At 72.2% G+C, this 26,808-nt stretch carries 29 protein-coding genes; 12 read left to right on the top strand and 17 right to left on the bottom strand.

The genetic code is table 11. The features are described from left to right. Positions 1–313: 313 nt before the first annotated feature. From AC3WLN_RS12005 to AC3WLN_RS12040, 8 genes are all read right to left on the bottom strand, one after another. Positions 314–1,984 (bottom strand): methyl-accepting chemotaxis protein, encoded by a 1,671-nt coding sequence (locus tag AC3WLN_RS12005; RefSeq protein ID WP_492481433.1) that lies wholly within the window; start codon positions 1,982–1,984, stop codon positions 314–316. A gap of 79 nt (positions 1,985–2,063) precedes the next feature. Then, positions 2,064–2,600 (bottom strand): ATP-dependent protease subunit HslV, encoded by a 537-nt coding sequence (gene hslV / locus AC3WLN_RS12010; RefSeq protein ID WP_492481529.1) that lies wholly within the window; start codon positions 2,598–2,600, stop codon positions 2,064–2,066. A 113-nt stretch (positions 2,601–2,713) separates the two neighbouring features. Next, a complete protein-coding gene (locus AC3WLN_RS12015; protein WP_492481435.1) occupies positions 2,714–3,835 on the bottom strand; it encodes an ATP-dependent DNA helicase in 1,122 nt (373 codons plus the stop codon). After that, the gene (locus AC3WLN_RS12020; protein ID WP_492481437.1) at positions 3,835–4,425 is read right to left on the bottom strand and encodes a suppressor of fused domain protein; all 591 of its coding nucleotides are present in this window, start codon (positions 4,423–4,425) and stop codon (positions 3,835–3,837) included. Before AC3WLN_RS12020 ends, AC3WLN_RS12015 begins: the two co-directional genes overlap by 1 nt. Then, complete coding sequence (hemF, locus tag AC3WLN_RS12025; protein WP_492481439.1) at positions 4,422–5,348, bottom strand: oxygen-dependent coproporphyrinogen oxidase; 927 nt, start codon at positions 5,346–5,348, stop codon at positions 4,422–4,424. The genes AC3WLN_RS12020 and hemF overlap by 4 nt, the downstream gene beginning before the upstream one ends. 67 nt (positions 5,349–5,415) lie before the next feature. Further along, the gene (locus AC3WLN_RS12030; RefSeq protein ID WP_108034802.1) at positions 5,416–5,685 is read right to left on the bottom strand and encodes a YiaA/YiaB family inner membrane protein; all 270 of its coding nucleotides are present in this window, start codon (positions 5,683–5,685) and stop codon (positions 5,416–5,418) included. Between the two features lie 35 nt (positions 5,686–5,720). Then, positions 5,721–6,410 carry a PspA/IM30 family protein gene (locus AC3WLN_RS12035; RefSeq protein ID WP_492481441.1) on the bottom strand — a complete coding sequence of 230 codons (690 nt, stop codon included), beginning with the start codon at positions 6,408–6,410 and terminating at the stop codon, positions 5,721–5,723. A gap of 85 nt (positions 6,411–6,495) precedes the next feature. After that, entirely contained in the window at positions 6,496–6,963 is a 468-nt protein-coding gene (locus AC3WLN_RS12040; protein ID WP_492481443.1) for a tRNA (cytidine(34)-2'-O)-methyltransferase, read from the bottom strand. Between the two features lie 108 nt (positions 6,964–7,071). Between AC3WLN_RS12040 and AC3WLN_RS12045 the strand changes: the two genes are divergently transcribed. The 4 genes from AC3WLN_RS12045 (at position 7,072) to AC3WLN_RS12060 (ending at position 12,127) form a co-directional block, all read left to right on the top strand. Further along, entirely contained in the window at positions 7,072–8,943 is a 1,872-nt protein-coding gene (locus tag AC3WLN_RS12045; RefSeq protein WP_492481445.1) for an ABC transporter ATP-binding protein, read from the top strand. 334 nt (positions 8,944–9,277) lie between these two features. Continuing rightward, a complete protein-coding gene (locus tag AC3WLN_RS12050; protein ID WP_492481447.1) occupies positions 9,278–9,487 on the top strand; it encodes a hypothetical protein in 210 nt (69 codons plus the stop codon). A gap of 287 nt (positions 9,488–9,774) precedes the next feature. Next, a complete protein-coding gene (locus tag AC3WLN_RS12055; protein ID WP_492481449.1) occupies positions 9,775–11,148 on the top strand; it encodes a UDP-glucose dehydrogenase family protein in 1,374 nt (457 codons plus the stop codon). Positions 11,149–11,161: 13 nt separating this feature from the next. Beyond that, entirely contained in the window at positions 11,162–12,127 is a 966-nt protein-coding gene (locus tag AC3WLN_RS12060; protein WP_492481451.1) for a UDP-glucuronic acid decarboxylase family protein, read from the top strand. Positions 12,128–12,193: 66 nt separating this feature from the next. On the opposite strand, the gene AC3WLN_RS12065 is transcribed toward AC3WLN_RS12060, so the two are convergent. Together AC3WLN_RS12065 and AC3WLN_RS12070 are read right to left on the bottom strand one after the other, a co-directional pair. Continuing rightward, a complete protein-coding gene (locus AC3WLN_RS12065; protein WP_492481453.1) occupies positions 12,194–13,504 on the bottom strand; it encodes a lipopolysaccharide biosynthesis protein in 1,311 nt (436 codons plus the stop codon). A gap of 24 nt (positions 13,505–13,528) precedes the next feature. Further along, positions 13,529–14,530: a lipid II:glycine glycyltransferase FemX gene (locus AC3WLN_RS12070; protein ID WP_492481455.1), complete on the bottom strand. Its 1,002-nt coding sequence runs from the start codon at positions 14,528–14,530 to the stop codon at positions 13,529–13,531. A gap of 224 nt (positions 14,531–14,754) precedes the next feature. On the opposite strand from AC3WLN_RS12070, the gene AC3WLN_RS12075 reads away from it, so the two are divergent. Both AC3WLN_RS12075 and AC3WLN_RS12080 read left to right on the top strand, forming a co-directional pair. After that, positions 14,755–15,540 carry a polysaccharide deacetylase family protein gene (locus AC3WLN_RS12075; RefSeq protein WP_492481456.1) on the top strand — a complete coding sequence of 262 codons (786 nt, stop codon included), beginning with the start codon at positions 14,755–14,757 and terminating at the stop codon, positions 15,538–15,540. Continuing rightward, entirely contained in the window at positions 15,537–16,673 is a 1,137-nt protein-coding gene (locus AC3WLN_RS12080) for a glycosyltransferase family 4 protein (protein WP_492481458.1), read from the top strand. Before AC3WLN_RS12075 ends, AC3WLN_RS12080 begins: the two co-directional genes overlap by 4 nt. 14 nt (positions 16,674–16,687) lie before the next feature. Here the strand turns inward: AC3WLN_RS12080 and AC3WLN_RS12085 are convergent, their stop codons facing one another. Together AC3WLN_RS12085 and AC3WLN_RS12090 are read right to left on the bottom strand one after the other, a co-directional pair. Next, complete coding sequence (locus AC3WLN_RS12085) at positions 16,688–17,512, bottom strand: WecB/TagA/CpsF family glycosyltransferase (protein WP_492481460.1); 825 nt, start codon at positions 17,510–17,512, stop codon at positions 16,688–16,690. A gap of 26 nt (positions 17,513–17,538) precedes the next feature. Further along, on the bottom strand, positions 17,539–18,768 hold the full coding sequence (locus AC3WLN_RS12090; protein ID WP_492481462.1) for a glycosyltransferase family 4 protein: 1,230 nt from the start codon (positions 18,766–18,768) through the stop codon (positions 17,539–17,541). Between the two features lie 716 nt (positions 18,769–19,484). On the opposite strand from AC3WLN_RS12090, the gene dps reads away from it, so the two are divergent. Then, complete coding sequence (gene dps, locus AC3WLN_RS12095; RefSeq protein WP_492481464.1) at positions 19,485–20,036, top strand: DNA starvation/stationary phase protection protein Dps; 552 nt, start codon at positions 19,485–19,487, stop codon at positions 20,034–20,036. A 204-nt stretch (positions 20,037–20,240) separates the two neighbouring features. On the opposite strand, the gene AC3WLN_RS12100 is transcribed toward dps, so the two are convergent. The 3 genes from AC3WLN_RS12100 to arsH form a co-directional block, all read right to left on the bottom strand. After that, on the bottom strand, positions 20,241–21,146 hold the full coding sequence (locus AC3WLN_RS12100; RefSeq protein WP_492481465.1) for a lipase family protein: 906 nt from the start codon (positions 21,144–21,146) through the stop codon (positions 20,241–20,243). Positions 21,147–21,317: 171 nt separating this feature from the next. After that, a complete protein-coding gene (locus AC3WLN_RS12105; protein WP_492481467.1) occupies positions 21,318–21,644 on the bottom strand; it encodes a DUF2171 domain-containing protein in 327 nt (108 codons plus the stop codon). A gap of 83 nt (positions 21,645–21,727) precedes the next feature. Next, positions 21,728–22,525, bottom strand: coding sequence for an arsenical resistance protein ArsH (gene arsH, locus AC3WLN_RS12110; protein ID WP_492481469.1), 798 nt, complete (start codon positions 22,523–22,525; stop codon positions 21,728–21,730). A 47-nt stretch (positions 22,526–22,572) separates the two neighbouring features. On the opposite strand from arsH, the gene AC3WLN_RS12115 reads away from it, so the two are divergent. The 4 genes from AC3WLN_RS12115 to AC3WLN_RS12130 all read left to right on the top strand — a co-directional run bounded on the left by AC3WLN_RS12115 (position 22,573) and on the right by AC3WLN_RS12130 (position 25,145). Then, complete coding sequence (locus AC3WLN_RS12115; RefSeq protein ID WP_492481470.1) at positions 22,573–22,920, top strand: ArsR/SmtB family transcription factor; 348 nt, start codon at positions 22,573–22,575, stop codon at positions 22,918–22,920. A gap of 13 nt (positions 22,921–22,933) precedes the next feature. After that, positions 22,934–23,359, top strand: a complete 426-nt coding sequence (arsC, locus tag AC3WLN_RS12120) for an arsenate reductase (glutaredoxin) (RefSeq protein ID WP_492481472.1) — start codon at positions 22,934–22,936, stop codon at positions 23,357–23,359. A gap of 73 nt (positions 23,360–23,432) precedes the next feature. After that, on the top strand, positions 23,433–24,728 hold the full coding sequence (locus AC3WLN_RS12125) for an arsenic transporter (RefSeq protein WP_492481474.1): 1,296 nt from the start codon (positions 23,433–23,435) through the stop codon (positions 24,726–24,728). 123 nt (positions 24,729–24,851) lie between these two features. Beyond that, positions 24,852–25,145: a hypothetical protein gene (locus AC3WLN_RS12130; protein ID WP_492481476.1), complete on the top strand. Its 294-nt coding sequence runs from the start codon at positions 24,852–24,854 to the stop codon at positions 25,143–25,145. Positions 25,146–25,147: 2 nt separating this feature from the next. Here the strand turns inward: AC3WLN_RS12130 and AC3WLN_RS12135 are convergent, their stop codons facing one another. Continuing rightward, positions 25,148–25,528, bottom strand: a complete 381-nt coding sequence (locus AC3WLN_RS12135) for an energy transducer TonB (RefSeq protein WP_492481478.1) — start codon at positions 25,526–25,528, stop codon at positions 25,148–25,150. Positions 25,529–25,779: 251 nt separating this feature from the next. Next, on the bottom strand, positions 25,780–26,214 hold the full coding sequence (locus tag AC3WLN_RS12140; protein WP_492481480.1) for a DUF3291 domain-containing protein: 435 nt from the start codon (positions 26,212–26,214) through the stop codon (positions 25,780–25,782). 322 nt (positions 26,215–26,536) lie between these two features. Between AC3WLN_RS12140 and AC3WLN_RS12145 the strand changes: the two genes are divergently transcribed. Beyond that, entirely contained in the window at positions 26,537–26,767 is a 231-nt protein-coding gene (locus AC3WLN_RS12145; RefSeq protein ID WP_492481482.1) for a hypothetical protein, read from the top strand. Positions 26,768–26,808 lie beyond the last annotated feature (41 nt).

Below are 26,808 nucleotides of genomic sequence, written 5' to 3' on the forward strand. Positions count from 1 at the left end.
GGGCAGGGGGCAGGGCAGAAAGCAGGGCAGAGGACAGGGGAAGCCGCGCGCGACCGGCGCATGCGCGGGGCGCCGGCCGCCACCCGGCGCCGTGCGGAAGACCCCGGAGGGAGAGCTTGTCCGATCGGCGCCGGCGCGGCCTCGCGCGGCGCGTCCCGGCGCAGGGCGGCCGGCGGGAATCACGACGGGACCTCGCGACAGGCCGCCCCCGGCCGTGCAGGGGCGAGGCCGCGTCGGGTGGGAGAGGGGGGCTGACTGGCGCACGCCCCCGACTTAAGCGCGCCGCGCCGCCCTTTCCAGTCGTCCCGGCGCCTCAGGCGGCCCGGATCGAGCCGACGAAACGCGTGACCTCGCCGTCGAGGGCGCTGGAGCGCCGGGCGAGTTCCGCCGCCGAGGCCAGGACCTGCGCGGCTCCGGCGCCGACCTCGACGGCCGCGCCCTGGACCTCGGCCATGGTCTCGGTGACGTCGTGGGTGCCGCGGGCGGCGTCGTTGACGCTGCGGGCGATCTCCTGGGTGGCGACCTGCTGCTCCTCCACCGCGGCCGCGACCCCGAGGGCGATGTGGTGCACGCTGCCGATGGTGGTGCCGATCTCGCGGATCGCCTCCACGGTCTCCCGGGTGGCGGCCTGGATCATGCCGATCTGGGCCGTGATCTCGTCCGTGGCCCTGGCGGTCTGGGCCGCCAGGGTCTTCACCTCGGTAGCGACCACGGCGAAGCCTCGGCCCGCCTCGCCGGCCCGGGCCGCCTCGATGGTGGCGTTGAGCGCGAGCAGGTTGGTCTGGCCGGCGATGTTCGAGATCAGGGCGACGACGTCGCCGATGCGGGCGGCGCCCTCGGCCAGGGCCTCGACGCGGGCATTGGTCCGGTGGCTGCTCTCGACGGCGGTCGCCGCGGCCGCCGAGGTCTGGCCGACCTGCTGGCCGATCTCGTTGGCGGTGGCGGCGAGCTCCTCCGTGGCGGCGGCCACCGCCTGGACGTTCTGCGCCGTCTCCTGGGCGGCCCGCATCACCGCGGCCGATTGCCGGTTGGTGCGCTCGGCTTGGGCCGACATCGTCCGGGCGGTGTCCTCCATGGCGGCGGCGGCCTCCGAGAGGTCGCCCACCAGGGCGCCGACGCTGCCCTGGAAGCGGTCGGCGAGCTCGGTCCGCTCGGTCCGGCGGCGGCTGGAGGCGAGGCCGGCGGCCTCGTCCTGGGTCGCCCGCAGGGCCGCGCTCTCCCGCATCGAGCGGGCGAAGATCTCCATGCTGGCCCAGATCGCGCCGATCTCGTCCCGGCCGGGCTTCACGGCCGGCAGGTCGAGCTGGCCCTCGGACAGGCGCCGGATCGCTGCGGTGACCCGGGCGAGGGGCGCGGCGATCTGGCGGTGGCCGACGACGAGGCCGAGCCCGAGGCCCGCGAGGGTGCCGCCTACCGCGAGGGCGATCAGCAGGGTCCGGCGGCTGGCGTAGAGGGCGTCGGTGGCGGCATCGATGGCGGCGACCTGGGCCTGGCCGCTGGCGACCAGGGCGTCGATGGAATCCTGGAACGCCTGCCGGTTGGCGCGGTTGGCCTCGTTGAAGCCGAGCTCCGCCGCCGCCTTCGGGGCGACCGCGGTTCCGGCCCGGGCGATCTCCTGGCGCAGGGCGGTGAAGGTGGCCGCGCCCTCGGCGACGCGGGCGAACTGCGCCCGCTCGGCCTCCGGCACCCGCGCACCCCAGGCGGCCAGGAGGTCGTTCATCGCCGTCAGGTTCAGGCGCATCCGGTCGGCGTATTTCTGCGCGTCGGCGGTGTCCTTGGCGGCGTAGACGCCGCGGGATTCGAGCACCACGTTGCTGACGAGACGGTTGACGTTGGCCGCGTCGAGGGCCCGGCGGGCCGCGTGCCGGGACTCGACCATCGCGTCGTTGAAGGCCGAGAGGGTGCCGACCCCGACGCCGGCGACCAGCAGGGTGATCGCCCCGCAGGCCAGGACGAACATCAGTATCTTCGCCTTGATCGTCATGTTCGAGACCCTGCTCGGAGCTTTGATACAAGCTGGTAAGCAGTGTCTCGAAAACTTCGGTTAACGGACCAGCACTTCGTCAGCTTTCGGCCGTCTCCAGCGTCTCGATCACGAGACTGTCATTCGTGTAGACGCAGATCTCGGCCGCGATCCGCATGGCGCGGCGAACGATCTCTTCCGCATCGTGGCTGCTGTCTTCCAGCGCGCGGGCGGCGGCGAGGGCGTAGTTCCCGCCGGAGCCGATCGCCATGACGCCGCTCTCCGGCTCGAGCACGTCGCCCGCCCCCGAGAGCAGCAGGCCGACCTCCTTGTCGGCCACCAGCATCATCGCCTCCAGGCGGCGCAGGTAGCGGTCGGTGCGCCAGTCCTTCGTCAACTCGACGCAGGCCCGGGTCAGCTGCCCCGGATACTGCTCCAGCTTGGCCTCCAGCCGCTCGAACAGCGTGAAGGCATCCGCCGTGGCGCCGGCGAAGCCGCCGATCACCGCGCCCTTGGCGAGGCGCCGGACCTTGCGGGCATTGCCCTTGACGATGGTCTGACCGAGGCTGACCTGCCCGTCGCCGCCGATCACCACCCGGCCGCCCTTGCGGACCATCAGGATGGTGGTGGCGTGCATCTGCGGCGGACCGTTCGAATCGTGCGCCAAGTCTGGCTCCTGGGATGTCGGGTGCGTGGGAGAAGCGGGGTTCGGGAGGGAGGTAGGCGCGCCCGGCCCCGAATGCCACCGCCCTACACCACCACGGTGATCCGCTTGGCCGCCCGGGTCAGGCCGGTATAGAGCCAGCGCGCCCGGTGCTCGCGGAAGGCGAAGGACTCGTCGAACAGCACGACGTCGTCCCATTGCGAGCCCTGCGCCTTGTGGACGGTCAGGGCGTAGCCGTAGGTGAACTCGTCGGTCTCGCGCTTGAGGAAGGCCGGGATCTCCTCCTCGGAGCCCGACATCACGGCCTTGAGCACCTTGATGTCCACCGGGCGGCGGCGCAGGGCCGGGTCGTCCTCCGGCACCACGTCGAGGCGCACCGTGTCGGCGCGCGGCGAGGAGCGCTGGGCGTGGACGGTCCAGGTCGAGCCGTTGAGCAGGCCCTTGGTGCGGTCGTTGCGCAGGCAGACCAGCTTCTCGCCCACCGCCGGCATCGGGTCGGTGTGGCCGGCGAGCTCGCGCAGGCGGTTGTTGTAGAGCCGCCGGGTCTTGTTCATGCCCACCAGCACCTGGTCGGCCTGGAGCACCACGGCCGGGTCGATGGCGCGCCGCGAGACGATGCGGCTCTCGCCGTATTCGCCGATCGACAGGCGCCCGCCCTCGCGCACCGTCATCGCCATCCGGACGATGGGGTCGTCGGCGGCCTGCCGGTGGACGTCGGTGAGCATCACGTCGGGCTCGGCCTCGGTGAAGAAGCCGCCCCCGCGCACCGGCGGCAGCTGGGCCGGGTCGCCGAGCACCAGCACCGGACGGTCGAAGGACAGGAGATCGTTGCCGAGGTCCGAATCGACCATCGAGCACTCGTCGATCACGATCAGCTCGGCCTTCGAGACCGGCCCGGTCCGGTTCAGGGTGAAGGCCGGGCCGCCCTCCTCGGTCTCCTTGGTGCGGTAGATCAGGCTGTGGATCGTCGCCGCGTCGTGGCAGCCCTTCTGGCGCATCACCGAGGCGGCCTTGCCCGTGAAGGCGCCGAACACCACCGTGCCCTCGACGTCGTCGGCGATGCGCCGGGCGAGGGTGGTCTTGCCGGTGCCGGCATAGCCGAACAGGCGGAAGACCTGGGCGCCGCCGGACTTGCGCCAGTCGGAGATCGCCTTCAGGGCCGCGTCCTGCTGGGGAGCGAAGCGGGTCGGGAGATCGGGCTCGGCCATCAGAGCACCGAGGGCCGCTGGAGGTCGAAGAGGTCGGTGCCGCGCGCGGCGAACAGGTCTTCCAGGGCATCGCCGCCGGAAGCTTCCGCGAAGGCGTATTCGGCCTGCGAGATCGGCACGGCCTGGAGGAAGGCCAGGGCCGCGTCGGGGGTGGACAGCGTCTGCAGGCGCGCCTCGAACAGGGTCGGCGGCACGAACAGGACATGGGCGAGGCTGGCCGATAGGCCCGTGAGCAGGCCGGGAAAGACGATGCCGGGAGCCAGGAACCAGCGCCCGTCGATGACCTGGAAGGCGCAGGCCGCCAGCATGCGCGCCACGTCCGGGTCGGTGCCGACGCCCAGGATCTCGCAGCGCCCGGGAAATTCGGTGCCGTCCTGGTAGAGCGGGTGGTTGGCCAGCGTCACCGTCGCGCAGGCGGTGAAGCCGGGGCGCGGGGCGTCCAGGCAGGTCAGGATGTCGACGTGGCTGCGCCCGGTCTCGTCGGCGTGCCGGGCGACGGAGGGGCGGCCGCCGAAGGCGCCCGCCAGCATCCGCGCCACCGCGCGGTTGGTCTCGGTGATGTCCGCCGGCGGGGCGGCCGGGCCGCTCACGGCCAGCGCACCGTCGGGGGCAGCGACGACAGGATCGAGGCGACGTTGCCGCCGGTCTTCAGGCCGAAGATCGTGCCGCGGTCGTAGAGCAGGTTGAACTCCACGTAGCGGCCGCGCCGGACCTGCTGCTCCAGCCGGTCCGCCTCGGTCCAGGGGGTGGACAGGTTGGCGCGCACGATGGCCGGGTAGGCCTTGAGGAAGGCGCCGCCGACGTCGCGGGTGAAGGCGAGGTCGGCCTTGGGGTCGCCGGTCCAGTGGTAGTCGTAGAAGATCCCGCCGATGCCGCGCGGCTCGTTGCGGTGCTTGAGGTGGAAGTACTCCTCGCACCAGGCCTTGTAGCGGGTGTAGTCGGCGGCCGGGGCGTGGGCCTCGCAGGCCTCGCGCATCGCCGCGTGGAAGGCCAGCGAATCCGGATCGTCCTGGGTCCGGCGCCGGTCGAGCACCGGGGTCAGGTCGGCGCCGCCGCCGAACCAGGTCTTCGTGGTCACCACGAAGCGGGTGTTCATGTGCACGGTCGGCACGTTGGGGTTCCAGGGATGCGCGATCAGCGAGATCCCGGTGGCGAAGAAGCGCGGGTCCTCGGCGGCGCCGGGCATCTGGGCGCGGAATTCCGGCGCGAATTCCCCGTGCACGGCCGAGACGTGGACGCCGGCCTTCTCGAAGACCCGGCCCTTGATCATCGCCATGGTGCCGCCGCCGCCGGGCGCACCGGTGTGGTCGGTGCGCTGCCAGGGCGTCTTCACGAAGGTGCCGGGCTCGGCCGGGGCGTCGGGATGGAAGGGGCCCGTCGCCTCCGCCTCCAGGGTCTCGAGGGCGGCCACGATTCGGTCGCGCAGGGTGGTGAACCACGCCGTCGCCTCGGCCTTGACGGCGTCGCGCTCGGCCTCGGGCAGCGGGGGGACAGGGGAGTCTGGCATCGTCATGCCGGGGGATGTCCCATCCCGCCGCCCGGCCGTCAATTCACCGGGGCGGCCACGATCCCGCCGCGGCTCAATCCTTCACCGACATCAGCAGCCGCTCGGTCTTGGCGTCCTCGATCCGGTTGACCATGCGCCGGCCCTCGTGGACGTCGCGGATCGTCTTGGTGGCGGTGATGCAGGACTGCACGAGCATGATCGTGCCCATGGCGAGGTAGCCCTTGATCCAGATGTCCATGGGCATGAACAGGATGCCCAGACCCACCATCGCGGCGGAGCCGAGGAACGACGCGTACGTGAAGGCGACCCAGGCGCCGGAATGCTGCGTGGTCTCGTTGGTCATGGTCGTGCTCCTTGATGCGGGGTGATACGGGACGGTCAGGCGGCCGGCGACTGGGCCGCCTCGGCCTGGGCGCGCAGGCGGTCGAGGATCGCGGCAGGGGCGGGGCGGGTGCTCGGGCCGAAGCCGGCGCGCTCCATCCGCTCGGCGATGTCGGCGCCGGGCTCGGCCTCGCGCAGGGCCTCCTCGGTGTCGTCGGCCTCGGCCTGGAGGCTGCGCAGGCGGGCCAGGGTCGCCTCGGCCTCCTTGAGGGTCGCCCGGTCCTGCGGGTCCGCGCTCACCCGCAGGCGCCGGGCCGTCTCGGCCGCGGCGGCGAGGCGGCGGCCCCGTTCCAGCTCCGCCTGGCGCCGGGTGGCGTCGGCGACCTTGGCGCGGATGCGGGCGAGCTCGCTGGCGAAGCGGCTCCGGGCGGCGCGGATGGCGTCGCGCTCGGCCTCCAGTTCGGCGAGCGCCTCGGCCGCCTGCCCCGCGAGGTCGTCGCGCCCGGACTGGAGCGCCGCCACGGCGCGGGTCTCGAGATCGGCGGCGCGGGCCTCGACCTCGGCGAGGCGGCGCTCCTCGGCCCGGTCGCCGGCCACGGCGGCGGCGAGCGCCTGGCGGCTGCGCTCCAGGGCGGCGCGGGTCTCGCGGATCTGCTGGTCGAGGATCAGGAGGGCGTTGCGGTCGAAGAGGTCCTGTTCGGCGCGGGCGGCGGCGCCGCGGGCGAGGGTGCGAAACAAGTTGAGCATCGTCGGGCTCCGGCTGCGTGGCTGCTGTCCACCCCCCGGTTGTCGCACGGTTTGAACACCGTTCAAGTGCGGAATTGCACAACGTTCAATCAGCGACCGGAAAGCCCTCGGTTTGCCGCAGGGCCTCGCCCAGGATCATCGCGGCGCAGACCGCGACGTTGAGCGAGCGCAGGTCGGGGCGGATCGGCACCACCACCCGGGCCTCCGCCGCGGCGTGGACGGAGTCCGGCACGCCGGCCGATTCCCGGCCCATCAGCAGGCAGTCGCCGTCCCGGTAGGCGAACGCGGTGTAGGGCAGGGCGCCCTGCGTGGTGGCGAGGACAAGGCGGATGTTCTGCGCGCGGCGCCACGCCGAGAACGCGTCCCACGAGCGGTGGCGGGTGACGGCGACCCGGTCGAGGTAGTCGAGGCCCGAGCGGCGCAGGTGGCGGTCCGAGACGTCGAAGCCGGCGGGCTCGATGATCTCCACGGCGGCCCCGAGGCAGGCGGCCAGGCGCAGCAGCGTGCCGGTGTTCTGCGGGATGTCGGGCTGGTAGAGGGCGAGGCGGATCATCGGCGGCGGCTCGGGACGGGGCGGACGGGTCCGTGCGGCATCGCCCCCCGGTTGGCAGACGGTCAAGGCGGCATAGCTAAGGGAGCGCTGCAGCAACCGGATGTTCTCATGTTTCTCGATTGGCTCGAGCGCCGGATCGACACCTTCGCGCCGTTCGACGACGGCCGCATGCCGCCGAAATCGGTGCTCGGCTTCGCGGGCTTCTACCTGCGGCCGATCCGCGGCGCCCTGGCGATCCTGTTCGTGGTGGCGATCCTGGCCGGGTCGGTGGAGGCCTCGCTCTACCTGCTCATGGGCTGGTTCATCGACCTCCTGAACAAGGCCGACCGCGCCACCCTGTGGCAGGAGCACGGCACCGGCCTGATGCTGGCGGCCGCCCTCCTCCTGGTGGTGCGCCCGATCACGATCTGGCTGCACGAGATCCTGTCGAACCAGCTCATCGTGCCGCAGGCGACGAACCAGATCCGCTGGCGCACGCACCTCTACACCCTCGGCCACTCGCTCTCGTACTTCCAGGCCGACTTCGCCGGGCGCCTCGCCAACCGGGTCGTGCAGGTCGGCCCGGCGGTGCGCGAGCTCGCCGTCGTGTTCATCGACACCCTGCTCTACGTCGCGATCTACGCGGTCACGGCCGTCGGCCTGTTCGGCTCGATCTCCCTCTGGCTCGCCCTGCCGGTGGTGGTCTGGATCGCGGCCTACGCCGCCCTGACCCGCTGGTTCGTGCCGCGCGCCCGGTCCCGCTCGCTGCTGACCGCCGATACCCGCTCGGCCCTGATCGGGCGCATCGTCGACAGCTACACCAACATTCTGACCGTGAAGCTCTTCGCCCGCGACCGCGAGGAGCGCGCGGCGGTGCGGGACGCCGTCGACGTGCACACCAAGGCCTATCTGCACCAGTTCCGGCTGGTGAGCAGCACCACGACCCTGCTCGGCCTCCTCAACAGCCTGCTGATCCTGGCGACCGCCAGCGTCTGCGTGATCCTGTGGCAGCGCGGCGGCATGACCACCGGCGAGGCCTCGGCCGGCCTCGCCCTGGTCCTGCGCCTGATGGCGATGTCGGGCTGGGTGATGCAGACCGTGCGCGGCATCTTCGAGAATGTCGGCGTCATCCAGGAGAGCATGCAGACGATCGCCCGTCCGCACGCCATCACCGACCGGCCCGATGCCGCGACCCTGGCGGTCTCGGGCGGCGACATCCGCTTCGAGAACGTCAGCTTCCATTACGGCCGCGACGACGCCGCCATCATCGAGGACCTGAGCCTGCGCATCCGCCCGGGCGAGAAGGTCGGGCTCGTGGGCGTCAGCGGCGCCGGCAAGACCACGATCACCGCGCTGCTCCTGCGCCTGCACGACCTGGAGAGCGGCCGCATCCTCGTGGACGGGCAGGACATCGCCGGGGTCACGCAGGGGTCCCTGCGCAGCGCCATCGCCATGGTGACCCAGGACACCTCGCTGCTGCACCGCTCGATCCGCGACAACATCGCGTATGGCCGCCCCGACGCCACCCAGGCCGAGGTGGAGCGCGCCGCCCGCCTCGCCCAGGCCGACGGCTTCATCCGCGACCTCGTCGATCACAGGGGCCGCACCGGCTACGACGCCCAGGTGGGCGAGCGCGGCGTGAAGCTCTCCGGCGGCCAGCGCCAGCGCATCGCCATCGCGCGGGTCATCCTCAAGGACGCCCCGATCCTCATCCTCGACGAGGCGACCTCCGCCCTCGACAGCCAAGTCGAGGCGGCCATCCAGGAAAGTCTCGACACGCTGATGGAGGGCAAGACGGTGCTGGCCATCGCGCACCGCCTCTCGACCATCGCGGCCCTCGACCGCCTGATCGTGCTCGATGCCGGCCGGGTCATCGAGGAGGGCACCCATGCGGAGCTGGTCGCGCGCGGCGGCCTCTATGCCCGCCTGTGGGAGCGCCAGTCCGGCGGCTTCCTCGCCGACGGCCTCGTCGCCGAGCCCTACGAGGCGGCCGCCGAATAGGCGGCCGGCCCGCCCGCACGGGAGCGCCGACGCCCCGGGCGGCGTCCGGTTCCGGGACATCCGTGCTGCACCGCACATGGGGCGTGCCACGGCTGCCGGCGCATTGGGCAGGGGCGGTCCGCCGAACCGTGTCGGCGCCGTGGAAACCGCAGCGTCAAGAGGGGGTTAGGGGGAAAATGCGCAGAGGTTAATCAACCACTGCCTGTTTCATGTCCATCCTGCATACCAGACCGGCCGCATGACCGCTCGTGCTGCAGCGCGGCGAGGCCTACATCAGGGCCATGGCGACGGGGCGACAGGCTCCGTTGCACGAACCGTTTCGGACCTCATTCCCATGGTACAGTCAATCATCAACCACATCCGGTCCTCCTGGAAGGAGAACGCCTCGGCCCGCGAGATCGCGGACCTGACCGACCGGCAGTTCGCCGATATCGGCGGCGACCGTCTCGACAGCCGCCTCCTGGCCAAGGCCCGCCGCCACCGGGCGCGCGAGACCGTGCAGTTCCACAAGTCGGTGGGCGTGTTCTCCTACCCGACCGCCTGAGCCTTCAAGCCGACCCGCTCGTCCGGCCGGGCCCGGAGACCGTCACCCGACGGTCTCCGGGCCCGGCGCCGTTTCGGGGCAGGCCCGTGGCCGCGCGGCGTGGTGACGTCGTGCACGGCTCAGGATTGCCAACGTGATCCGCCCGCGGCTGTCCTGCGGCGACGATACCCTCCTCTCGGACCCGCCCGACGGATTCTGTGATGGATCAACGCATCCCGGGCTGCTAGGCGCCTCGGATCGCGCAGATGTCGGGGCCGGCCAGGCGCTCCGGCAGGGAAGGGCATCTCATGCACATCGTGATGGTTGGCTCCGGCTATGTCGGCCTCGTCTCGGGCACCTGCCTGGCGGATTTCGGCCACCAGGTGATCTGCGTCGACAATGATGCGGGCAAGATCGAGCTCCTGAAGGCCGGGCGCATGCCGATCTACGAGCCGGGGCTGGAGGCCCTGGTGGCGGAGAACGTCCGCCACGGCCGGCTGAGCTTCTCCACCGACCTCGCCGGCGCCGTCGCCGACGCGGAGGCGGTGTTCATCGCGGTCGGCACCCCGTCGCGGCGCGGCGACGGCTTCGCCGACCTGTCCTACGTCCATGCCGCGGCCCGCGAGATCGCCCACGCCCTGAACGGCTTCACCGTGGTGGTGACGAAATCCACCGTCCCGGTGGGGACCGGCGACGAGGTCGAGCGCATCATCCGCGAGGCCCGGCCCGACGCCGAGGTGGCGGTGGTGTCGAACCCGGAATTCCTGCGCGAGGGCGCCGCCATCGAGGACTTCAAGCGCCCCGACCGCATCGTCATCGGGTCCGACAGCGCGCGCGGGTCGGCCGTGATGGGCGAGGTCTACCGGCCGCTCTACCTCAACCAGGCGCCGATCCTCTACACCGACCGGCGCACCGCGGAGCTGACGAAGTACGCCGCCAACGCCTTCCTCGCCACCAAGATCACCTTCATCAACGAGATCGCCGACCTCTGCGAGCAGGTCGGCGCCAACGTGCAGCAGGTCGCCCGCGGCATCGGCCTCGACAACCGCATCGGCTCGAAGTTCCTGCATGCCGGCCCGGGCTACGGCGGCTCGTGCTTTCCCAAGGACACCGTGGCCCTGGTCAAGACCGCCCAGGATGCCGGCACCCCGATCCGCCTCGTCGAGACGGTGGTCTCGGTCAACGACCAGCGCAAGCGCGCCATGGCCCGCAAGGTGATCCAGGCCTGCGGCGGCTCGGTGCGGGGCAAGACCATCGCGATCCTCGGCCTCACCTTCAAGCCGAACACCGACGACATGCGCGACGCGCCCTCGCTCTCGATCATCACCGGCCTGCAGGACGGCGGCGCCGTGGTCCGCGCCTACGACCCGGAGGGCATGGAGGCGGCCCGCGCGCTCTTGTCGAACGTGACCTATGCGGGGGACGCCTACGAATGCGCCGCCGGGGCCGACGCGGTGGTGATCGTCACCGAGTGGAACGCCTTCCGGGCCCTCGATTTCGCCCGGCTGCGCACCACGATGGCCGCCCCGGTGCTGGTGGACCTGCGCAACGTCTACAAGGCCGAGGACGTGCGCCGGCGCGGCTTCCGCTACACGGGCGTCGGCCAGGCCCCCGGCCGGGACGAGCATCTCGACGAGGACGCGTTCCGGGCTTCCGGCGGCGACGCCCCGCGGCACGGTTAGGTCCGGACCCGGCATGCGTTACGGCGAGGCGAAGACGGTCCTGGTCACCGGCGGGGCCGGCTTCCTGGGCTCCCATCTCTGCGAGCGGCTGCTGGCGCAGGGCCACGACGTGCTCTGCGTCGACAACCTCTTCACCGGGTCGCGCCGCAACATCGCGGCGCTGCTGGACAATCCGCGCTTCGAGTTCATGCGCCACGACGTGACGTTCCCGCTCTACGTCGAGGTCGACGAGATCTACAATCTCGCCTGCCCGGCCTCGCCGGCGCACTACCAGTTCGATCCGGTGCAGACGGCCAAGACCAGCGTCATCGGGGCGATCAACATGCTCGGCCTCGCCAAGCGCCTGAAGATCCCGATCTTCCAGGCCTCGACCAGCGAGGTCTACGGCGACCCGGAGGTGCATCCGCAGCCGGAGGATTACTGGGGCCGGGTCAACCCGATCGGCTACCGCTCCTGCTACGACGAGGGCAAGCGCTGCGCCGAGACGCTGTTCTTCGACTACCACCGCCAGCACGCCGTCGCGATCAAGGTCGCGCGCATCTTCAACACCTACGGACCGCGCATGCACCCCGACGACGGCCGGGTGGTGTCGAACATCGTGGTCCAGGCCCTGCGCAACGCGGACATCACCCTCTACGGCGACGGCTCGCAGACCCGGGCCTTCTGCTACGTGGACGACCTCGTCGACGGCATCCTGCGCCTGATGCGGACCGGCCCCGAGGTCACCGGCCCGATCAATCTCGGCAATCCGGGCGAGTTCTCGATCCGCGAGCTCGCCGACCTCGTGATCGAGCTGACGGGCTCGCGCTCGCGCATCGTCGCCCGCCCGCTGCCCCCCGACGATCCGCGCCAGCGCCGGCCCGACATCGCCCGGGCCCGGGCCCTGCTCGACTGGGCGCCGACGGTCCCGCTCCGCGAGGGCCTGATGCACACCATCGGGTATTTCGACCGTCTCCTCGGGGCGGACGCCCCGGCCTGACCGGAGGCCGCCGCGACGACGCGCGGGTCATCGAGGGGGTGTCGCCCGCGCGACGCCGCCCGGGCGTCACGCCGGCGGGGTTCGGGCCGAGCGCCGCCGCAGAATCAGGATCAGGTGCGTGGCCGAGACCGCGTGCCCGAGGGTGATGACGAGGGCGGCGCCGGTGATGCCGCCCCAGGCGATCAGCGGAACCATGATCGCCAGCGAGACCACGAGGCTGACCACGAAGGCGCGGAAGACCGGGCCGGTGTCCTGGGTCGCGCGGAAGTACTGGGTCGCCATATCGCGCAGGAAGATGCAGGCGATCGCCAGCGCCAGGATGCGCACGCTCACGGCGTAATCCGCGAAGGCCGGCCCGAACACCAGGGTGAGCCAGGTCCCGGCCGGCAGGGCGATGGCGAGGAGCAGCAGGCCGACCAGCGGCCCGAGGACCAGCGTCGCCCGGGCGAGATAGGCGCGCAGGCCCCGGTCGCCGCCGGCCTCGCGCGCCTGCGCCGCCGCAATGGGCAGAATGTTCTCGGTGGCGGTCAGGAGGATGATGACGAAGCCGACGAGGTACTGCGCCGCGCGCAGGCCGCCGATCGCCTCGTCGCCGAGCATGATCCCGGCGAGGATCCAGGCCATCTGCTCCTGCCCGAAGGTCACGAAGACCAGGGGGAACATCCAGCGGCCGATGCCCCAGTGCCGGCGCAGCACGGGCCTCAGGCGCAGCGAGCGCCGGGGCGCGCGCCAGATGCCCCAGGCGAGGGGGGCGGCGGTGACAAGGGCGGTGCCCGCCAGGAGGGCGGTGACGAGCGCCGCGTCGAGGACGAGGCCCGACCACCAGGCCAGGGCGAGCGCCAGGGGGAACGCGACGGCCCGGGCCGTGTCCATCGCCACCGCGACGAGGCCGCGCCCGCGGGCGAACAGCGTCCGGCGCACGGTGAGCTGGAGGTTCTGCGCCAGCGTCAGGCCGGCGCCGGCGGCGACGACGCCGACCGCCACGGTCTGATGGCGCAGGGCAAAGAGGGCGACGAGGGCGAGGGCGACCCCGGCCGCGGCCAGGAGGGCGGCCAGGAGAGCGGCGGCCAGGATCGTGGCGTCGTAGGTCGGGGCGGAGCGGCGGCCCCGCGCCGCCAGGGTCATCATCGGCGCCGTCACCAGGGCGTTGTGCAGCCCCTGCGCGAAGGCCGTCACGATCAGGATCAGGACGAAGAGGCCGAATTCCTCGATGCCGACCAGCCGCGCGGTGGCGATGCCGCTGAGGAAGCCGAAGCCGCTGACCATGGCCTGGTCGAGCAGCGAGGCCAGGGCCGGGCGCCGCGCGAAGCGCCGCGCGCGGGCGGCGAACCCGGTCTCGTCGTCGAGCGTCGGCATGACGGGGGCGTGCGGGACCATCGGCCTTCCGGGGGGCGCTGTCGGTCAGCGATAGGACAGGAACGCCGCCGCCGCGTCCCGCAGGCGCGGCGTGCGGCCGTAGATCCAGCGCGGGCCGCTGAGGGCCGGCCTCTTGCTCAGGCCGTGCTTGAACTCGAACACCCCTCGGTTGCTCGCCGGGTCGATGCCCCCGAAATCGAAGGTCCGGCGTCCCTCCGCGCAGGCCTGCTCGACGAAGCGCCAGACCGCCAGGGTCGGGGCGGCGCAGGCCCGGGCCCGGTCGTTGGAGGCGGTGTAGAAGTCGGTGAAGCGCTGGCCCGAGACATGGGCGATGCGGATCAGCACCCGCTCGCCCTTCTCGCGCACCTCGAGGATGCGGTGGTGGGGGTCGCGCGCGACGAGATCGCGGAAGAGCGGCCCGTTCAGGCTGTCGCGAAATCCCTTCTGGGCCTGGAGCGCCCCGTACATCTCCCAGAACGCGTCGAAGGCGGCGAGGCGCTCGTCGAGGTCGGTGAGGAAGCGGGTGGTCAGGTCCGGGTTGCGCTCGGCCTTGCGCAGGGCCTTGCGCCAGCGCTGGTCCATCGCCTGCAGGATCGGCCCGGTGCCGCCCGTCAGGTCGAGTTCCAGGGTGAAGTATTTGGCCGATTGCGCCGGCACGAAGCCGTGCCCCAGCAGGGCGAGCAGCATCGCATCGGACTGGAAATGCTCGAAGCTCACCGCCAGGAGGTCAAGCCGGCCCAGCGCGAGATGCTCCAGCAGGAGGGCGACCACCGCTTCGGCGTGCTTCTCGCCCTTCTCGGTGAGGAGCGGGCAGCCCTGGAGCAGGACGAAGCGCACGAAGCCGCGCCGCTTCACCTGGACCTGGATCAGCCCCAGCGGCGCCTCGCCGGCATCGCGCACGATGAGGCGGGTCACGTCCCAGCCGACCTTCCCCTTGTAGGTGCCCCACATCCAGGACGCGAAGACGTTGCCGCGGGGCAGCGACCAGATCGCCTCGTCCCAGACGGCCGGGTCCTCGCAGGGACGGATGGTCAGCGCCGCGCTCATCGGACCTTCATGCCCCGTCTCGTCTCTCGATCCATGCCGCCTCTCACGGTCGTCCGTGGCGGCCGATGCGCCGTCTTAGGGGCAAACGCCTTGCATCCCCGTCTGCGGAGGGCTCTTCTCCCGGCAAGACTGTGAAGATCCTTAATTTAACGCTGTTGGCGATTGTCGAGCGGCCGATCCGTCCGCCGGGTGCTGATCTGTCCGCGACCTGCTAAGACCGGGCCATGCCCAGGACTTTCGAACAGGTCATCCGCGACACGCCCGTCCTGCGCGAGGCGGCCCTGCGCCTGCGGGCCCTGTCCCGGTCGATGGCGGCGGCGCCGCCCGGGCTCTACACCCTCTGCTACCACCACGTCGCCCCGGGGCAGCAGGCGCGCTTCGAGCGCCAGCTGCGCTTCCTCGGCCGCCACGGCACGTTCGTCACGGCCGACCGGGCCGCCGACCTCGTGGCGCGCGGCGCCCTCGATCAGGGCCGGTATATCCTCGTCAGCTTCGACGACGGCTATTCCGACAACCACGCCGTGGCGTTGCCGGTGCTGCGCCGGCTGGCCGTCCCGGCGATCCTGTTCCTCGTCAGCGACTGGGTCGACGCCCCGCCCGGCGGGGACCGGGCCGGCTACATGGACCGCGCCGCCGTGGCCGACTGGCTCGCGGCCGGCCTCGACGTCGGTTCGCACTCGGCGACCCACCGCAATCTGGGGCGCCTCACCGCGGCGGAGGTCGGCGAGGAACTGACCCGCTCGCGCCGGGACCTCGAGGCGATGACCGGCCGTCCGGTCCGGGACTTCGCCTGCCCCTGGGGCGTCGCCGGCACCGATTTCGACCCGGCGCGCGACACCGCGCTCGCCCGGGAGGCCGGCTACCGCAGCTTCCACACCACCCGCCGGGGCGTCGCCCGCGGCCCGGACGACCGCATGCTGATGCCGCGCCACGTGCTGGAACCGCACTGGGGCCTCTACCAGATCGACGCCCTCGTGGGCGGCCGGGGCCGGGCGCGCGCCGTCCGATGAGCCGGCCCGCCAGCCGCCCCGCGCCGGGGCGCCGCGACGGCCCCGTCGTGATCGCGATCGGCGCCCGGGCGCCCTACATGCACCGGCTCTACGAGCGCCTCGGCGCCCTGCTCGACCGGCCGCTCCACGTCCTCGCCTGCAGCGCCCGCGAGGCCGCCCGGCAATGGGAGATGCCCGAGCCCGAGGCCTACCGCTTCGCGGTGGTGCCGGGCCTGCGCCGCTACCGCAGCGCGGTGAGCAACCTCTACGTCAATCCCGCCATCGTGCCGCGCCTCGTGGCCTTGCGCCCAAGCGTCCTCGTCGTCAACGACTTCGCCCCCACCATGCTGATGGCCGCCGCCGCCGCGCGGGCCCTCGGCGTGCCCTACGGCCTGCGCACGGACGGCGTGCCCGAGACCGATCCGGGCCGGCGCTCGCGGCCGCACCGGGCCATGCGGCGCCTGCTGGTGCCGGGCGCGCGCTTCGGCTTCGGGGCGAGCGCGGGCAGCCTCGCCCTGCTCGAAGGCTACGGCCTGCCCCCCGACCGCCTCGCCCTGGCCCCGCTGTTTCCCGCCTGGGACCCCGGCCCGGCGGCGGCGACGCCGGACGCGGACCGCCCCTACGACCTCCTGTTCTGCGGCATCCTCAACGAGGAGGTGAAGGGCGCGCGCTTCTTCACCGACGTCGTCCTGGCCTGCCGGGACCGCGGCCGGCCGCTGCGGGTCCGGGTCGCGGGCGACGGCCCCCTGCGCGCCGAGATGGAATCGCGCCTCGCGGCGGCCGGGATCGCGGCGCGCTTCGACGGCTTCGTGCAGCAGGGGGACCTCGGCGCGGTCTACGCCTCGGCGCGGCTGCTTCTGTTCCCGAGCCGGGGCGACGTCTGGGGCATCGTCCTGCAGGAGGCCCTGCAGAGCGGGGCCTCCGTGCTGGCCTCGCCGCATTCCGGCGCGGCGCGGGAGCTGGTCGAGCCCTGGGCGTGCGGCCATGTCCGGCCGATGAGCGTGGAGGGCTGGGCCGGGGCGGCGCTGGCGCTCCTCGACGATCCGGCCCTGCGCGCCGCCCTGCAGGCGCGGGCCGCCCCGGCCCTGGCGCGGTTCTCCCTCGAGACGGCGACGCGGGCCTATCTCGACGCCCTCGCCCCCTGTCTCGACTGAGGGCCGCCCGAGCCTCAGACCGAGCGGACTCCGTCCGGCGGCGGTGCCCGCTTGGCCCCGCGGGCGCGGTCGAAGGCCACGATGGCGAGGAAGCGCGGCACCACCTGGGCATAGCGGGCGCGCAGGCGCCGGGGCTCCTGGATCAGGCGGAACAGCCATTCCAGCCCGAACCGGGTCATCACCCGGGGCGCGCGCGGGATCGTGCCGATATTGACGTCGAAGGCCGCCCCGACCCCCATGGCGATCACCCCCGGCAGGAACGGGGTGTGGGCCTGCATGAAGAGCTCCTGTTTGGGCGTGCTCAGGCCGATCCACAGGATCTGGGTGCCGTTGGCGCGCAGGCGCGCGTAGAGGTCCTGGGCCTCCGGCTCGGTCAGGGGCCGATAGGGCAGGGTCTCGGCGCCGGCCACCGCCAGGCCCGGTGCGCGCCGGGCCATCTCGGCGGCGAGCCGCTCGGCCACGCCCGGGCCGCCGCCGAGGAAGAAGTGGCGCCAGCCCGCCTCGAGGCCGGCCCGGCACACCGCCTCGACCGATTCGATGCCCGGCACCTGCGCGATCGCCCTGTGGCCGCGCAGGCGCCCGACCCAGGCCAGCGGGCGCCCGTCGGCGCAGACCAGGAGGGCGGCGTCGTGGGCCGCGCGCACCTCCGGCTCGTCCTGGGCCCGGACGATGCCGTGCGCGTCGCGGAAGACCACGAAGGTGCCGGGGGCGGGCGCGCGCCGGCTCAGGCGCCGCCGCAGAGCGGCGACGAGCCCGCCCATGTCGGTGATCGAGACCGGGACGCCGCCCAGGAGGAAGTGTGGAACATCCGGATCGTGGCCCCAGGCGCGCGCAGGCATGTCTCTGTCCGGAGTGAGGGGGCGCGTCATGCGGCGGCCCGGGCTGTGTCGGTGGAACGGGAGGCGATGGCTTCGCGGTAGATCGCGAGGGCGCGTGCGGTGACGGCGGCCTCGGTCCAGTCGCGCTCGTAGGCGCGGCGGGCCCGGGCCCCCATCGCCCGCGCGGCGTCGGGGTCGTCGACGATCCGGTCGAGGGCGGCGGCCAGCGCGACAGGATCGCGCGGGGGCACCAGGAGGCCGGTGCCGCCGTCGGCGACGAGGTCGGCCAGCGCCCCGATGCGCGAGGCGACGACGGGGGTGCCGAGGCTGTAGGCCTCGGCGATGACCATGGGCAGGCCCTCGTACCAGTGCGAGGGCACCACCAGGGCGGCGGCCCGCGCCATCGCGGCCTGCACGGCCTCGCGGTCCCGGGGCCCGAGGACGGTGAGGCCGGGCGCCGCCCGCAGGGCCTCCGCCTCGGGGCCTTCGCCGATCACCGTGATCGGCGCGCGGCTCAGGCGCGCGGCCGCGATCAGGGTGCCGATGCCCTTCTCGGGCACGAGCCGCCCGACGAACAGGATGCCGGCCCGCGGCGCCCGCGTGTCGAGGCCCGGATCGGCCAGACCGTTGGGCTTGATGCGGATGCGGTCGTCCGGCAGCCCGGCGGCGAGGAAGCGTTGGCGGGCGAAGGGCGTCAGGGCGATGAAGCGGTCGACGTCCCGCCGCCAGGTGCCCGCCCGCCGGTGGACGTCGATCATTCGCGCCACCGCCAGCGATCCCAGACGGGAGCCGCGATAGCAGGCGTGCCGGACCGCCCGATAGGGGGAGCCGGCCACGCACTCCTCACAAGGTCGAGACTCGCGCATGAGGATGCCGTTGGCACAGGTCACGCGAAAGTTGTGCAGGGTCTGCACGGTGGCGACGCCCTCGGCCCGCACCGCGGCGTGCATCCCCGGCGAGACCTGCGGGAACACGTTGTGGGCGTGGACCACGTCGGGGCGAAGGGCGCGCACCGCCGCCACCACGGCGGCGATCCCGCGCGGGGCGTGCGGCGCCTCCCAGGCCGTGCGCAGGCGGTCCCAGCCCGTGCGGATGGCGGCATTGTCGAAGAACAGGGTCTCGACGGTCTGCCCGGCGCGGCGCAGGCTCGCCACCTCCTGGGCCACCACCGAATCCTCGCCGCCGCGGACCTGGTAGCGGTTGTGCACCACGAGGATGCGCAGGGGCGCGGGGCCGCGCGCGGCGACGACGTCGGGCAGGGTTGCGACGTCGGGCACGGCCGGCGCGGAAAGCCCGCGCTCCGGGCAGCTTCGTGCGAGTTCTGGACCCATCATCGCGACATGCCATGCCCGGTGCGGTGGCAGCGGCGCTGCCGGCGAAGCGGACGGCGAACCTGAGGCAGGCGCCGATCCTTTGCAAGACTAATCACGCCGGACTTAAGAATTGTCACCGGGTGTCGATGTTCTCGCCGCACCGCCGTTCACCTTTGTCTTACCACGTCGAAATTTCGGGCCGCCGTGCGGATCGAGATCAAGATTCGGTCGGCGCGGAGACTCGTGACGACGCGCGGTTCGAGGCCGGAGGCAAGGACAGGGATACGTCAGACAAGATGAACGACGGCCTCGCGCGTCCGTCCGTCTGTGGTCGGCCAACGCCGGATCGGCGACGTCGTTCGCCGTCGGGCCGGCGACATCAATTTATGGTTGACGATCGCCTGCCGGCGGTGGGCGGGCGGTGATCGGCGGCGTCCGGGCGAGGCCATGCGGGGGTCGCATGCCTGGGCCGTCATCCACCGGGAACGGGCCCGCGACGGCGCGACGACAGGAACATGGGCCGAAGCCTGTCGTTATTGGCCAGACTGATCGCGCAGGGGACGCCCGCCGCCGCCTGCCCGAGATCACGTTCAGCCGAAATCGGAAGGCTCGGCGCTGCGACCGCCCCCCGGGTGCGGGTCGCGCGGCACGCCCTCCACGAGACTCGAAGGACGATCCGAATGGCCGATAAGACACAAGCCGGAAACCAGCGTCTCCACGAGACCCAGAACGGCACCAAGTCCAACGCGAAGAAGGTTTCGATCGACGTGCTGAACGCGCGCCTGTCGGACGGAATCGATCTCGCCCTCGACGTGAAGCAGGCTCACTGGAACCTGAAGGGACCGCAGTTCATCGGCATCCACGAGATGCTCGACGGCTTCCGGACCGAGCTCGACGATTACAACGACAAGGTCGCCGAGCGCATCACCCAGCTCGGCGGCACCGCCCGCGGCACCGCCCAGGCGGTGGCCTCGGCCTCGCAGCTGAAGGCCTACCCGCTCGACGCCTACGCCATCGCCGACCACCTGGCCGCCCTGATCGACCGCTACGGCGTCTACGCCAACGCGGTGCGCCAGAACATCGACGACACCGACGAGGCGGGCGATGCCGGCACCGCCGACCTCCTCACCGAGGTCTCGCGCGGCGTCGACAAGCAGCTCTGGTTCCTCGAGGCCCACGTGCAGGAGCCGACGGGCGCCCTGCGCGACGGCGACCACGCCGGTCAGCGCTGAGCACCCGCCAAAGGGTCGACGGATCAGGGGACGCCGCGAGGCGTCCCCTTTTTCGTGGGCCGGTCGCCGCGGACGGGAGCCCCCGACCGCATGCTCCGGTCCGGGATGACGGCGAACCCGCGCGGGCGGCCCGCGCTGTCCCGGGGCGGCGCACCGGGCTCCGGCCAATCCCGTGCCGCCCGGGCTTGCGCGGAGCGTCCGCCGTCACGAGCCTCCTGCGATCGCGGCCGTCCGCGCCTCGGTCTCCAGGCACTCTCGCTCCAGAAACTCCCGCGCGATGTCCGAAAACTCCGGCGTGCGCAGGTAGCCGTAGGATTTGTGGTGGTTCGCCTCGCCCGTCGGGCGGCGGTAGTCGTTCACCACTCGGTGATCCGCGACCGCCACACCGGACTCGCTCGGCCCGTAATCCTCCGCCAGGGTGCCCGTGAGGGTGACGATGTCGTTGCCGTCGGCGAGATTGGTCCAGCGGCCGAGGTTGGCCGGGACCCGGGTCTCGCCGAACTCGTCGGCGATCTTCATCTTCACCTTGGCGAGGCCGAGGGGGGAGCCGACGGTGACGAGATGGTCGATCCGCAGGTCCGGCCGCTCCCGCTCCAGGAGCCGCAGCACGTCGTAGGCGATCACCGAGCCCATGGAATGGGCGACCAGCAGGATGCGGTGGTCGTGGAACGCGGCCAGCCGCTCGCCCAGGCGGGTCCGGACCTCGGCCGCGAAGGCGCGCTCGCCGTGATAGTGCCAGAGGTCGTCGAAGCGGTGTTCGAGGATGACGTCGTCGACGAGGGTGATCCCGGTGGCCTCCTCGATGCGGTCGATCCCGGCATAGAGGGTGGCGAGCAGGTCCTGTCCGGTCAGGCCCGGGGCCTCGGCCTCGGCGGGCAGGGGGCCCGCCTCCGCCTGCGGCCGGTAGGGCTCGGCGATGGCGTCGCTGGCGAGCGGCGCCTCGTAGCGCAGGTCGGCCCAGTACACGAAGGCGAAGCGGAAGGCGGCGTCGAGGCCGGCATTGCGCGCCAGCCCCTCGGCGATGGCGTCCCGCCACCAGCGCGTCTTCTCATCGACCGGCGGCTTGTTGGCCAAGCCGTGGATGCCGATGATGACGCTGGGCCGTTCCATGATGTCCGAAGGTTTCCTGTCGCGCGGGCCGGGTGATCGCACGTCTTCCCGCCACGGCGCTGCCGCCAGTCTTCACCCGCCGCAAGCTTTCACCGCGACAGGATTTCGGCAAGATAGGGCCGCGCGCGCCCCGGGCGACCGGACGAATGGTCGCCCGGGGACGACGGCCGCTCAGCCGGCGTCTTCCCAGTAGCCCCGGACATCGGCCGCCGTGGCGGTGAGGTGGACGTGCTCGTCCACGCGCTCGACCCAGGACAGCGGCAGCAGGTGGTGGCGGCCATGGGCGGCGGGGTCCGACCGCGTCAGCTTGATCAGGGTGTCGCCCTCCATGTGGTCGACGGTCCCGACATGCAGCCCGTCCGACGAGCGCACTTCCATATGCGCCCGGATGTCCTGCGCGGAGATCCCCTGCGCCGTGACGCCTTCCTGCGTGACGCTTTCCTCTGCGCCGCCTGCCTCTGCGGCGCCCCGCGCCGTGCTGTCCGATGGCTCTGCCATGTGCCTGTTTCGCTCCGCGACCTTTCCAGCACAACGACCCGGCGCTGCCGTGGTTCGCTCCGGGGGCGCTTCGCCACGGGGCCTCAGGCGGGCCGGGGTCCGAAGCCGATATCGGCGGCCACCCCCCGAAGCCGCTCCGGCGCGGGCTCCTCCGCCCGCTCCTTGCGCTCCGAATAGCGGTCGACGAGGTAGTCGGCCCGCTCGCGGGTCAGCAGCGTGAACTTCACCAGTTCTTCGCAGACATCGACCACCCGGTCGTAGAGCGGCCCCGGCTTCATCCGGCCGGCCTCGTCGAACGCCGTGTAGGCCATCGGCACCGAGGACTGGTTGGGGATGGTGATCATCCGCATCCAGCGCCCGAGCACGCGCAGGCCGTTGACCGCGTTGAACGATTGCGAGCCGCCGGAGACCTGCATCACCGCGAGCGTCCGCCCCTGCGTCGGGCGCACCGAGCCCTCCGAGAGCGGCAGCCAGTCGATCTGCGCCTTCATCACCCCGGTCATGGCCCCGTGGCGTTCGGGACTGACCCAGACCTGGCCCTCGGACCAGACCGAGAGGGCGCGCAACTCCCGCACCTTGGGATGGTCGGCGGGGGCGTCGTCCGGCAGCGGCAGGCCGTGGGCGTCGTAGATCCGCACCTCGCCCCCCATCGCCTCCAGGAGGCGCGCGGCCTCGTAGGCCAGGAAGCGGCTGTAGGAGCGCTCGCGCAGGGAGCCGTAGAGGACGAGGAAGCGCGGGGCGTGCGCGAAGGCCCGGGCGACGCCGAGATCCCCGGCTTCGGGCACGGCGAAATGCGGGGCGCTCAGCGCCGGCAGCCCGTCGGCGAAGGGCTGGGCCGGGGGTGTGCGAACGGTCTCGTCGGAGGGAAGCGTCTTGTCCAAGGCGCGCGGGTCCTCTACTGTTCAATGATGTTTGAAGCATTGACATCATGATGGACGAGGGGCAAGCCGTCGCCGCCTTCGCGGCCCTCGGGCAGGCGCACCGCCTGCGCATCGTGCGCCGCCTGGTCACCGCCGGGCCCGAGGGGATGCCGGCGGGGCTCCTCGCGGAGGCGGTCGGGGTCTCGGCCACCAACCTGTCGTTCCACCTGAAGGAACTCAGCCATGCCGGGCTCGTCGCCGCCCGGCGCGACGGCCGGTCGATCCGCTACAGCGCCGCCTATCCGGACCTGTCGGCCCTGATCCAGTTCCTGATGCGCGATTGCTGCCAGGGCCGGCCGGAGGTCTGCGCCCCCGCCGTCGCCGCCCTGTCGGCCTGCTGCCCGGAGCGTGCCTGATGGAGAGTGCCCAATGGACGTCGTGATCTACCACAACCCGGAATGCGGCACCTCCCGCAATGTGCTCGGCCTCATCCGCAACGCCGGCATCGAGCCGCACGTGGTCCCCTACCTCACGGCGCCGCCCACCGGGGCGCTGCTGCGCCGCCTCGCCGGGCGGGCGGGCCTCACGATCCGCGACCTCCTGCGCGAGAAGGGCACCCCTTACGCCGAACTCGGCCTCGACGACCCGGCCCTCTCCGACGACCGGCTCCTCGACGCCATCGCGGCCCACCCGATCCTCCTCAACCGTCCCCTGGTGGCGAGCCCCCTCGGCGTCGCCCTGTGCCGGCCCTCCGAGACCGTGCTCGCCCTGCTGCCGCCCCAGCAGGGGGCCTTCGCCAAGGAGGACGGCGCGCCCGTCGTCGATGCGCGGGGACGGCCCGTTCCGGGCCCCTGACCGCCGGGATCGAGATCTCGCAGGGTCTCGCAAGATCTCGCGCCGCGACAACCCAGCCGGACAAGACGAACCGATGCTCGCCCTCGCCATCTTCGCCGTCACCCTGACCCTCGTCATCTGGCAGCCGCGGGGCCTCGGGATCGGGTGGAGCGCGCTCGCGGGCGCCGCCGTGGCGCTGGCCTGCGGGGTGATCCAGCCCGGCGACATCCCGGTGGTCTGGCACATCGTCTGGGACGCCACCTTCACCTTCGTGGCGCTGATCGTGATCTCCCTCGTCCTCGACGAGGCCGGCTTCTTCCACTGGGCCGCACTGCACGTCGCCCGCTGGGGCGGCGGACGCGGCCGCCGGCTGTTCCCGCTGGTGGTCCTGCTGGGGGCCGCCATCGCGGCCGTCTTCGCCAATGACGGCGCCGCCCTGCTGCTCACGCCGATCGTGCTGGCGATCCTGCTCCGGCTGGAGTTCCGGCCGGCGGCGGCGCTGGCCTTCATCGTCGCCTGCGGGTTCGTCGCCGATTCGACCAGCCTGCCCCTGGTGATCTCGAACCTCGTCAACATCGTTTCGGCGAATGCCTTCGGGATTTCCTTCGGCCGCTACGCCGCCGTGATGGGGCCGGTGAACCTCGTCTCGCTCGCCGCGACCCTCGCGGTGCTGTGGCTGTTCTACCGGCGCGACCTCGACGCGACCTATGCGGTATACCGACTGGACTCCCCGGGCGGCGCCATCCGCGATGCCGGGGTCTTCCGCGCGGCCTTTCCGCTCCTCGCCGTGCTGCTCGCCGCCTATTTCGTCACCGCCCCGTTCGGCGTCCCGGTCTGCGCCGTCACCGGCGCCGGCGCCCTTCTGCTGCTCGCCGTCGCCGGTCGCGGCGGGGTGATCCCGCTCCGCAGGGTCCTGGCCGGGGCCCCCTGGCAGATCGTGCTGTTCAGCCTCGGGATGTACCTCGTGGTCTACGGCCTGAAGAATGCCGGGCTGACCGAACTCCTCGCCCGGGGCCTGGTGCGCCTCGCCGATGCGGGACCGGTCGCCGCCACCCTCGGGACGGGCGTCGCCGCCGCCCTGCTGTCCTCCGTGATGAACAACATGCCGAGCGTCCTGGTGGGCGCCCTCTCGATCCAGCAGGCCCCCGGCCTGTCGCCCCTGATCCGCGAATTGATGATCTACGCCAACGTGATAGGCTGCGATCTCGGCCCGAAACTGACCCCGATCGGCAGCCTCGCGACGCTGCTCTGGCTGCACGTCCTCGCCGCCAAGGGCCAGCGCATCACCTGGGGCCAGTACCTGAGGGTCGGTCTCGTCCTCACCCCGCCGGTGCTGCTGGCGGCCCTCCTCGCCCTGGCGATCTGGCTCCCGCTCCTCGGCACACCCTAGGCATTGCCCGCGCGCCGGCCGCCCCTCCGGTCCGGTAAATCGCCGCCCGATCAACAATCGTGAATGCGCGATCCGCGGCAATGCCCGAACCTGCCCCCCTCACCGCGGGCTCTGAGGGGGCGCATGAGGGCGGCATTGGAGGAGGGGCTTGCCGCCGTCGAGCGGATCATCGCCACGGCCGAGCAGCGTCGCGTCGAGCAGATGATCCTCGTCGCCGTCCTGCTCGCGGAGGAGCGGGATGCCGCCGAGACGCAGAAGGACCTCCGTCGGACGGAGCGGCTCTTGAAGATCATGCGCACCCAGCGCAGCCTCCTGATCGGCGCCCATTCCCGGCACCGTTCCGAAGGGTGGAGCGTCGATCCGGCCATCGCCGCTGCGCAGTCCGGTCCGCCCGCGCCCGATTTCACACCTCTGTAGCGTCAGCGATCGAGCCGGATCGGGAAGCTGAGGTCGGTCGTCCCGGCCGGCGTCAGCAGCGGCGCGGGCGGCGGTCCGAAGGGCCCGGCCGCTCTGACCAGGCTTCGGGCGCGCTCGTCGAGAGCGGCCACGCCGGAACTGCGCTCGATCTCCACCCGGTTGACGAAGCCGTCCGCCGCGATCTGGACCCGGACCACGACGGTCCCGGCCCCGCGCCGCCGGCCCGGAACCGGTCGCTCGCGATCGGCGGCATCGATCTTCGCGATGACGTTCGCGACCCAGGCCTGCACCTTGAGGGCGGTCCGCTCGCGAGCCAGCGTCGCCGAACCGACCAGCAGGGCCGCGCCGAGGCCGATCGAGTGGGCGAGCAGGCGCAGTCTCATCACGATCCTCGCGGAACGCAGGCAAAGAAGGACGGTCCGGTACCCCGTGGGCGCCCCTGGGCCGCCGGGATAGCCCCGGCGCACCGGGCGAGAAAGCCGAACGGCGCAGGGCCTGTGGGCCGCTGCGCCGCTGGTTCTGGCCACCGAGGGGGCGATGGCGGCCGCCCTCTTGATGCACCCGGGCCGAGGGCGCGGATGTGCGCCCGGGCACCGCGAAGGCGCCCGCGCACGAAGACGTTGTCGCTTCCCCGTCACGCCCCGGCGGGCTTGATCGGGCCGCCCCGCGTCAGGCGTGGCGATCGGTAGTCCAGCGCGCCGTGCTCCGCACTGGGATGGCGGACCTTCGACGGGCGGCCCTCGCGGCGCATCCGTCGATCGGCCTCCGCCCAGGAGGGAAGCCCCGCCTCGGACTGGGTCCAGTGAACGACGGAGGCCTCGTCGCACCAGTGGATCAGTCGGGGCATGGCCTGGCGATGTGCGCCGTTCGTCATGTAGCGGCGCATGGCCGCCTCGTCGTCCCAGCCCGTCATGGTCCAGAAAGCCCAATCGAGGTCGGCCAGCACCGCCCCCTCGCGGAACCCCAGCGCGTGCCGGACCTGCTTCTGGGAGCGTAGAGTGTGCAGGGCAAAGCTCGGCAGGAAGCGCAGGGAGCGGATCCGAAGGCGTGTGATGCTGATGAAGGGCACGTCCCGCCTGTTCTCCGAGACCGTCGACGAGTTGGTCCGGCGCACAGGATAGGGCATCGCCAGTTTGGACGGGAGCCGGCCGAATCCCTTTCCTACGGCTGATGCCGGATCCGCCTCGATACGATTATCCCGAGCGGAACGTGTCACGATCGAATGTTCGAACGGTGCAGACGTGCCAAACGGCACCGCGATCTGATTTAGGTGAGCATAGATGAAGGTCACTCAACGAGTCACGGCCAGCCGCCCTTCGACGGAGACCGCGCAAACCTGATTGGATTGTGCTATGAACACGCGTCTTGTTTCAACTGTTGCTGCTGTCGTCTTGAGCGTCGCTGCCGCCGCGTCGCCCGCCCTGGCCCAGAGCTACACCGCGCCCGCGGGCATCTCTGCGGTCGTGGCACCCGGCGGCCACGAGGTCCGCGCCGAAGGCGAAATCACCACCGGGTCTATCGGCTACGGCCGCCGCCCCTCCTCCGCACAGGAGGGCAACGCCGAGCAGAACAGCTTCCCGGTCTGGCAGTATGGTCGTACCTCCGGAGGGACGGCCCGTTAGGGCGCGGTTCGCCGGATCGCTCTCATCGGGCGGCGGGGCGA

The organism is Methylobacterium sp. FW306-05-D (assembly GCF_058782155.1).

Bases quoted from the DNA above. Each gene is read 5' to 3' on its own strand.
- AC3WLN_RS12055 (WP_492481449.1), top strand. From the start codon at position 9,775: ATGCACATCGTGATGGTTGGCTCCGGCTATGTCGGCCTCGTCTCGGGC.
- AC3WLN_RS12065 (WP_492481453.1), bottom strand. From the start codon at position 13,504: ATGGTCCCGCACGCCCCCGTCATGCCGACGCTCGACGACGAGACCGGG.
- AC3WLN_RS12130 (WP_492481476.1), top strand. From the start codon at position 24,852: ATGAGGGCGGCATTGGAGGAGGGGCTTGCCGCCGTCGAGCGGATCATC.
- hemF (WP_492481439.1), bottom strand. From the start codon at position 5,348: ATGACGATGCCAGACTCCCCTGTCCCCCCGCTGCCCGAGGCCGAGCGC.
- AC3WLN_RS12005 (WP_492481433.1), bottom strand. From the start codon at position 1,984: ATGACGATCAAGGCGAAGATACTGATGTTCGTCCTGGCCTGCGGGGCG.
- AC3WLN_RS12085 (WP_492481460.1), bottom strand. From the start codon at position 17,512: ATGCCTGCGCGCGCCTGGGGCCACGATCCGGATGTTCCACACTTCCTC.
- AC3WLN_RS12050 (WP_492481447.1), top strand. From the start codon at position 9,278: ATGGTACAGTCAATCATCAACCACATCCGGTCCTCCTGGAAGGAGAAC.
- AC3WLN_RS12015 (WP_492481435.1), bottom strand. From the start codon at position 3,835: ATGGCCGAGCCCGATCTCCCGACCCGCTTCGCTCCCCAGCAGGACGCG.
- AC3WLN_RS12100 (WP_492481465.1), bottom strand. From the start codon at position 21,146: ATGGAACGGCCCAGCGTCATCATCGGCATCCACGGCTTGGCCAACAAG.
- AC3WLN_RS12070 (WP_492481455.1), bottom strand. From the start codon at position 14,530: ATGAGCGCGGCGCTGACCATCCGTCCCTGCGAGGACCCGGCCGTCTGG.
- dps (WP_492481464.1), top strand. From the start codon at position 19,485: ATGGCCGATAAGACACAAGCCGGAAACCAGCGTCTCCACGAGACCCAG.
- AC3WLN_RS12060 (WP_492481451.1), top strand. From the start codon at position 11,162: ATGCGTTACGGCGAGGCGAAGACGGTCCTGGTCACCGGCGGGGCCGGC.
- AC3WLN_RS12030 (WP_108034802.1), bottom strand. From the start codon at position 5,685: ATGACCAACGAGACCACGCAGCATTCCGGCGCCTGGGTCGCCTTCACG.
- AC3WLN_RS12135 (WP_492481478.1), bottom strand. From the start codon at position 25,528: ATGAGACTGCGCCTGCTCGCCCACTCGATCGGCCTCGGCGCGGCCCTG.
- AC3WLN_RS12035 (WP_492481441.1), bottom strand. From the start codon at position 6,410: ATGCTCAACTTGTTTCGCACCCTCGCCCGCGGCGCCGCCGCCCGCGCC.
- AC3WLN_RS12105 (WP_492481467.1), bottom strand. From the start codon at position 21,644: ATGGCAGAGCCATCGGACAGCACGGCGCGGGGCGCCGCAGAGGCAGGC.
- AC3WLN_RS12040 (WP_492481443.1), bottom strand. From the start codon at position 6,963: ATGATCCGCCTCGCCCTCTACCAGCCCGACATCCCGCAGAACACCGGC.
- arsC (WP_492481472.1), top strand. From the start codon at position 22,934: ATGGACGTCGTGATCTACCACAACCCGGAATGCGGCACCTCCCGCAAT.
- AC3WLN_RS12075 (WP_492481456.1), top strand. From the start codon at position 14,755: ATGCCCAGGACTTTCGAACAGGTCATCCGCGACACGCCCGTCCTGCGC.
- hslV (WP_492481529.1), bottom strand. From the start codon at position 2,600: ATGCACGCCACCACCATCCTGATGGTCCGCAAGGGCGGCCGGGTGGTG.
- AC3WLN_RS12080 (WP_492481458.1), top strand. From the start codon at position 15,537: ATGAGCCGGCCCGCCAGCCGCCCCGCGCCGGGGCGCCGCGACGGCCCC.
- AC3WLN_RS12125 (WP_492481474.1), top strand. From the start codon at position 23,433: ATGCTCGCCCTCGCCATCTTCGCCGTCACCCTGACCCTCGTCATCTGG.
- AC3WLN_RS12115 (WP_492481470.1), top strand. From the start codon at position 22,573: ATGATGGACGAGGGGCAAGCCGTCGCCGCCTTCGCGGCCCTCGGGCAG.
- AC3WLN_RS12045 (WP_492481445.1), top strand. From the start codon at position 7,072: ATGTTTCTCGATTGGCTCGAGCGCCGGATCGACACCTTCGCGCCGTTC.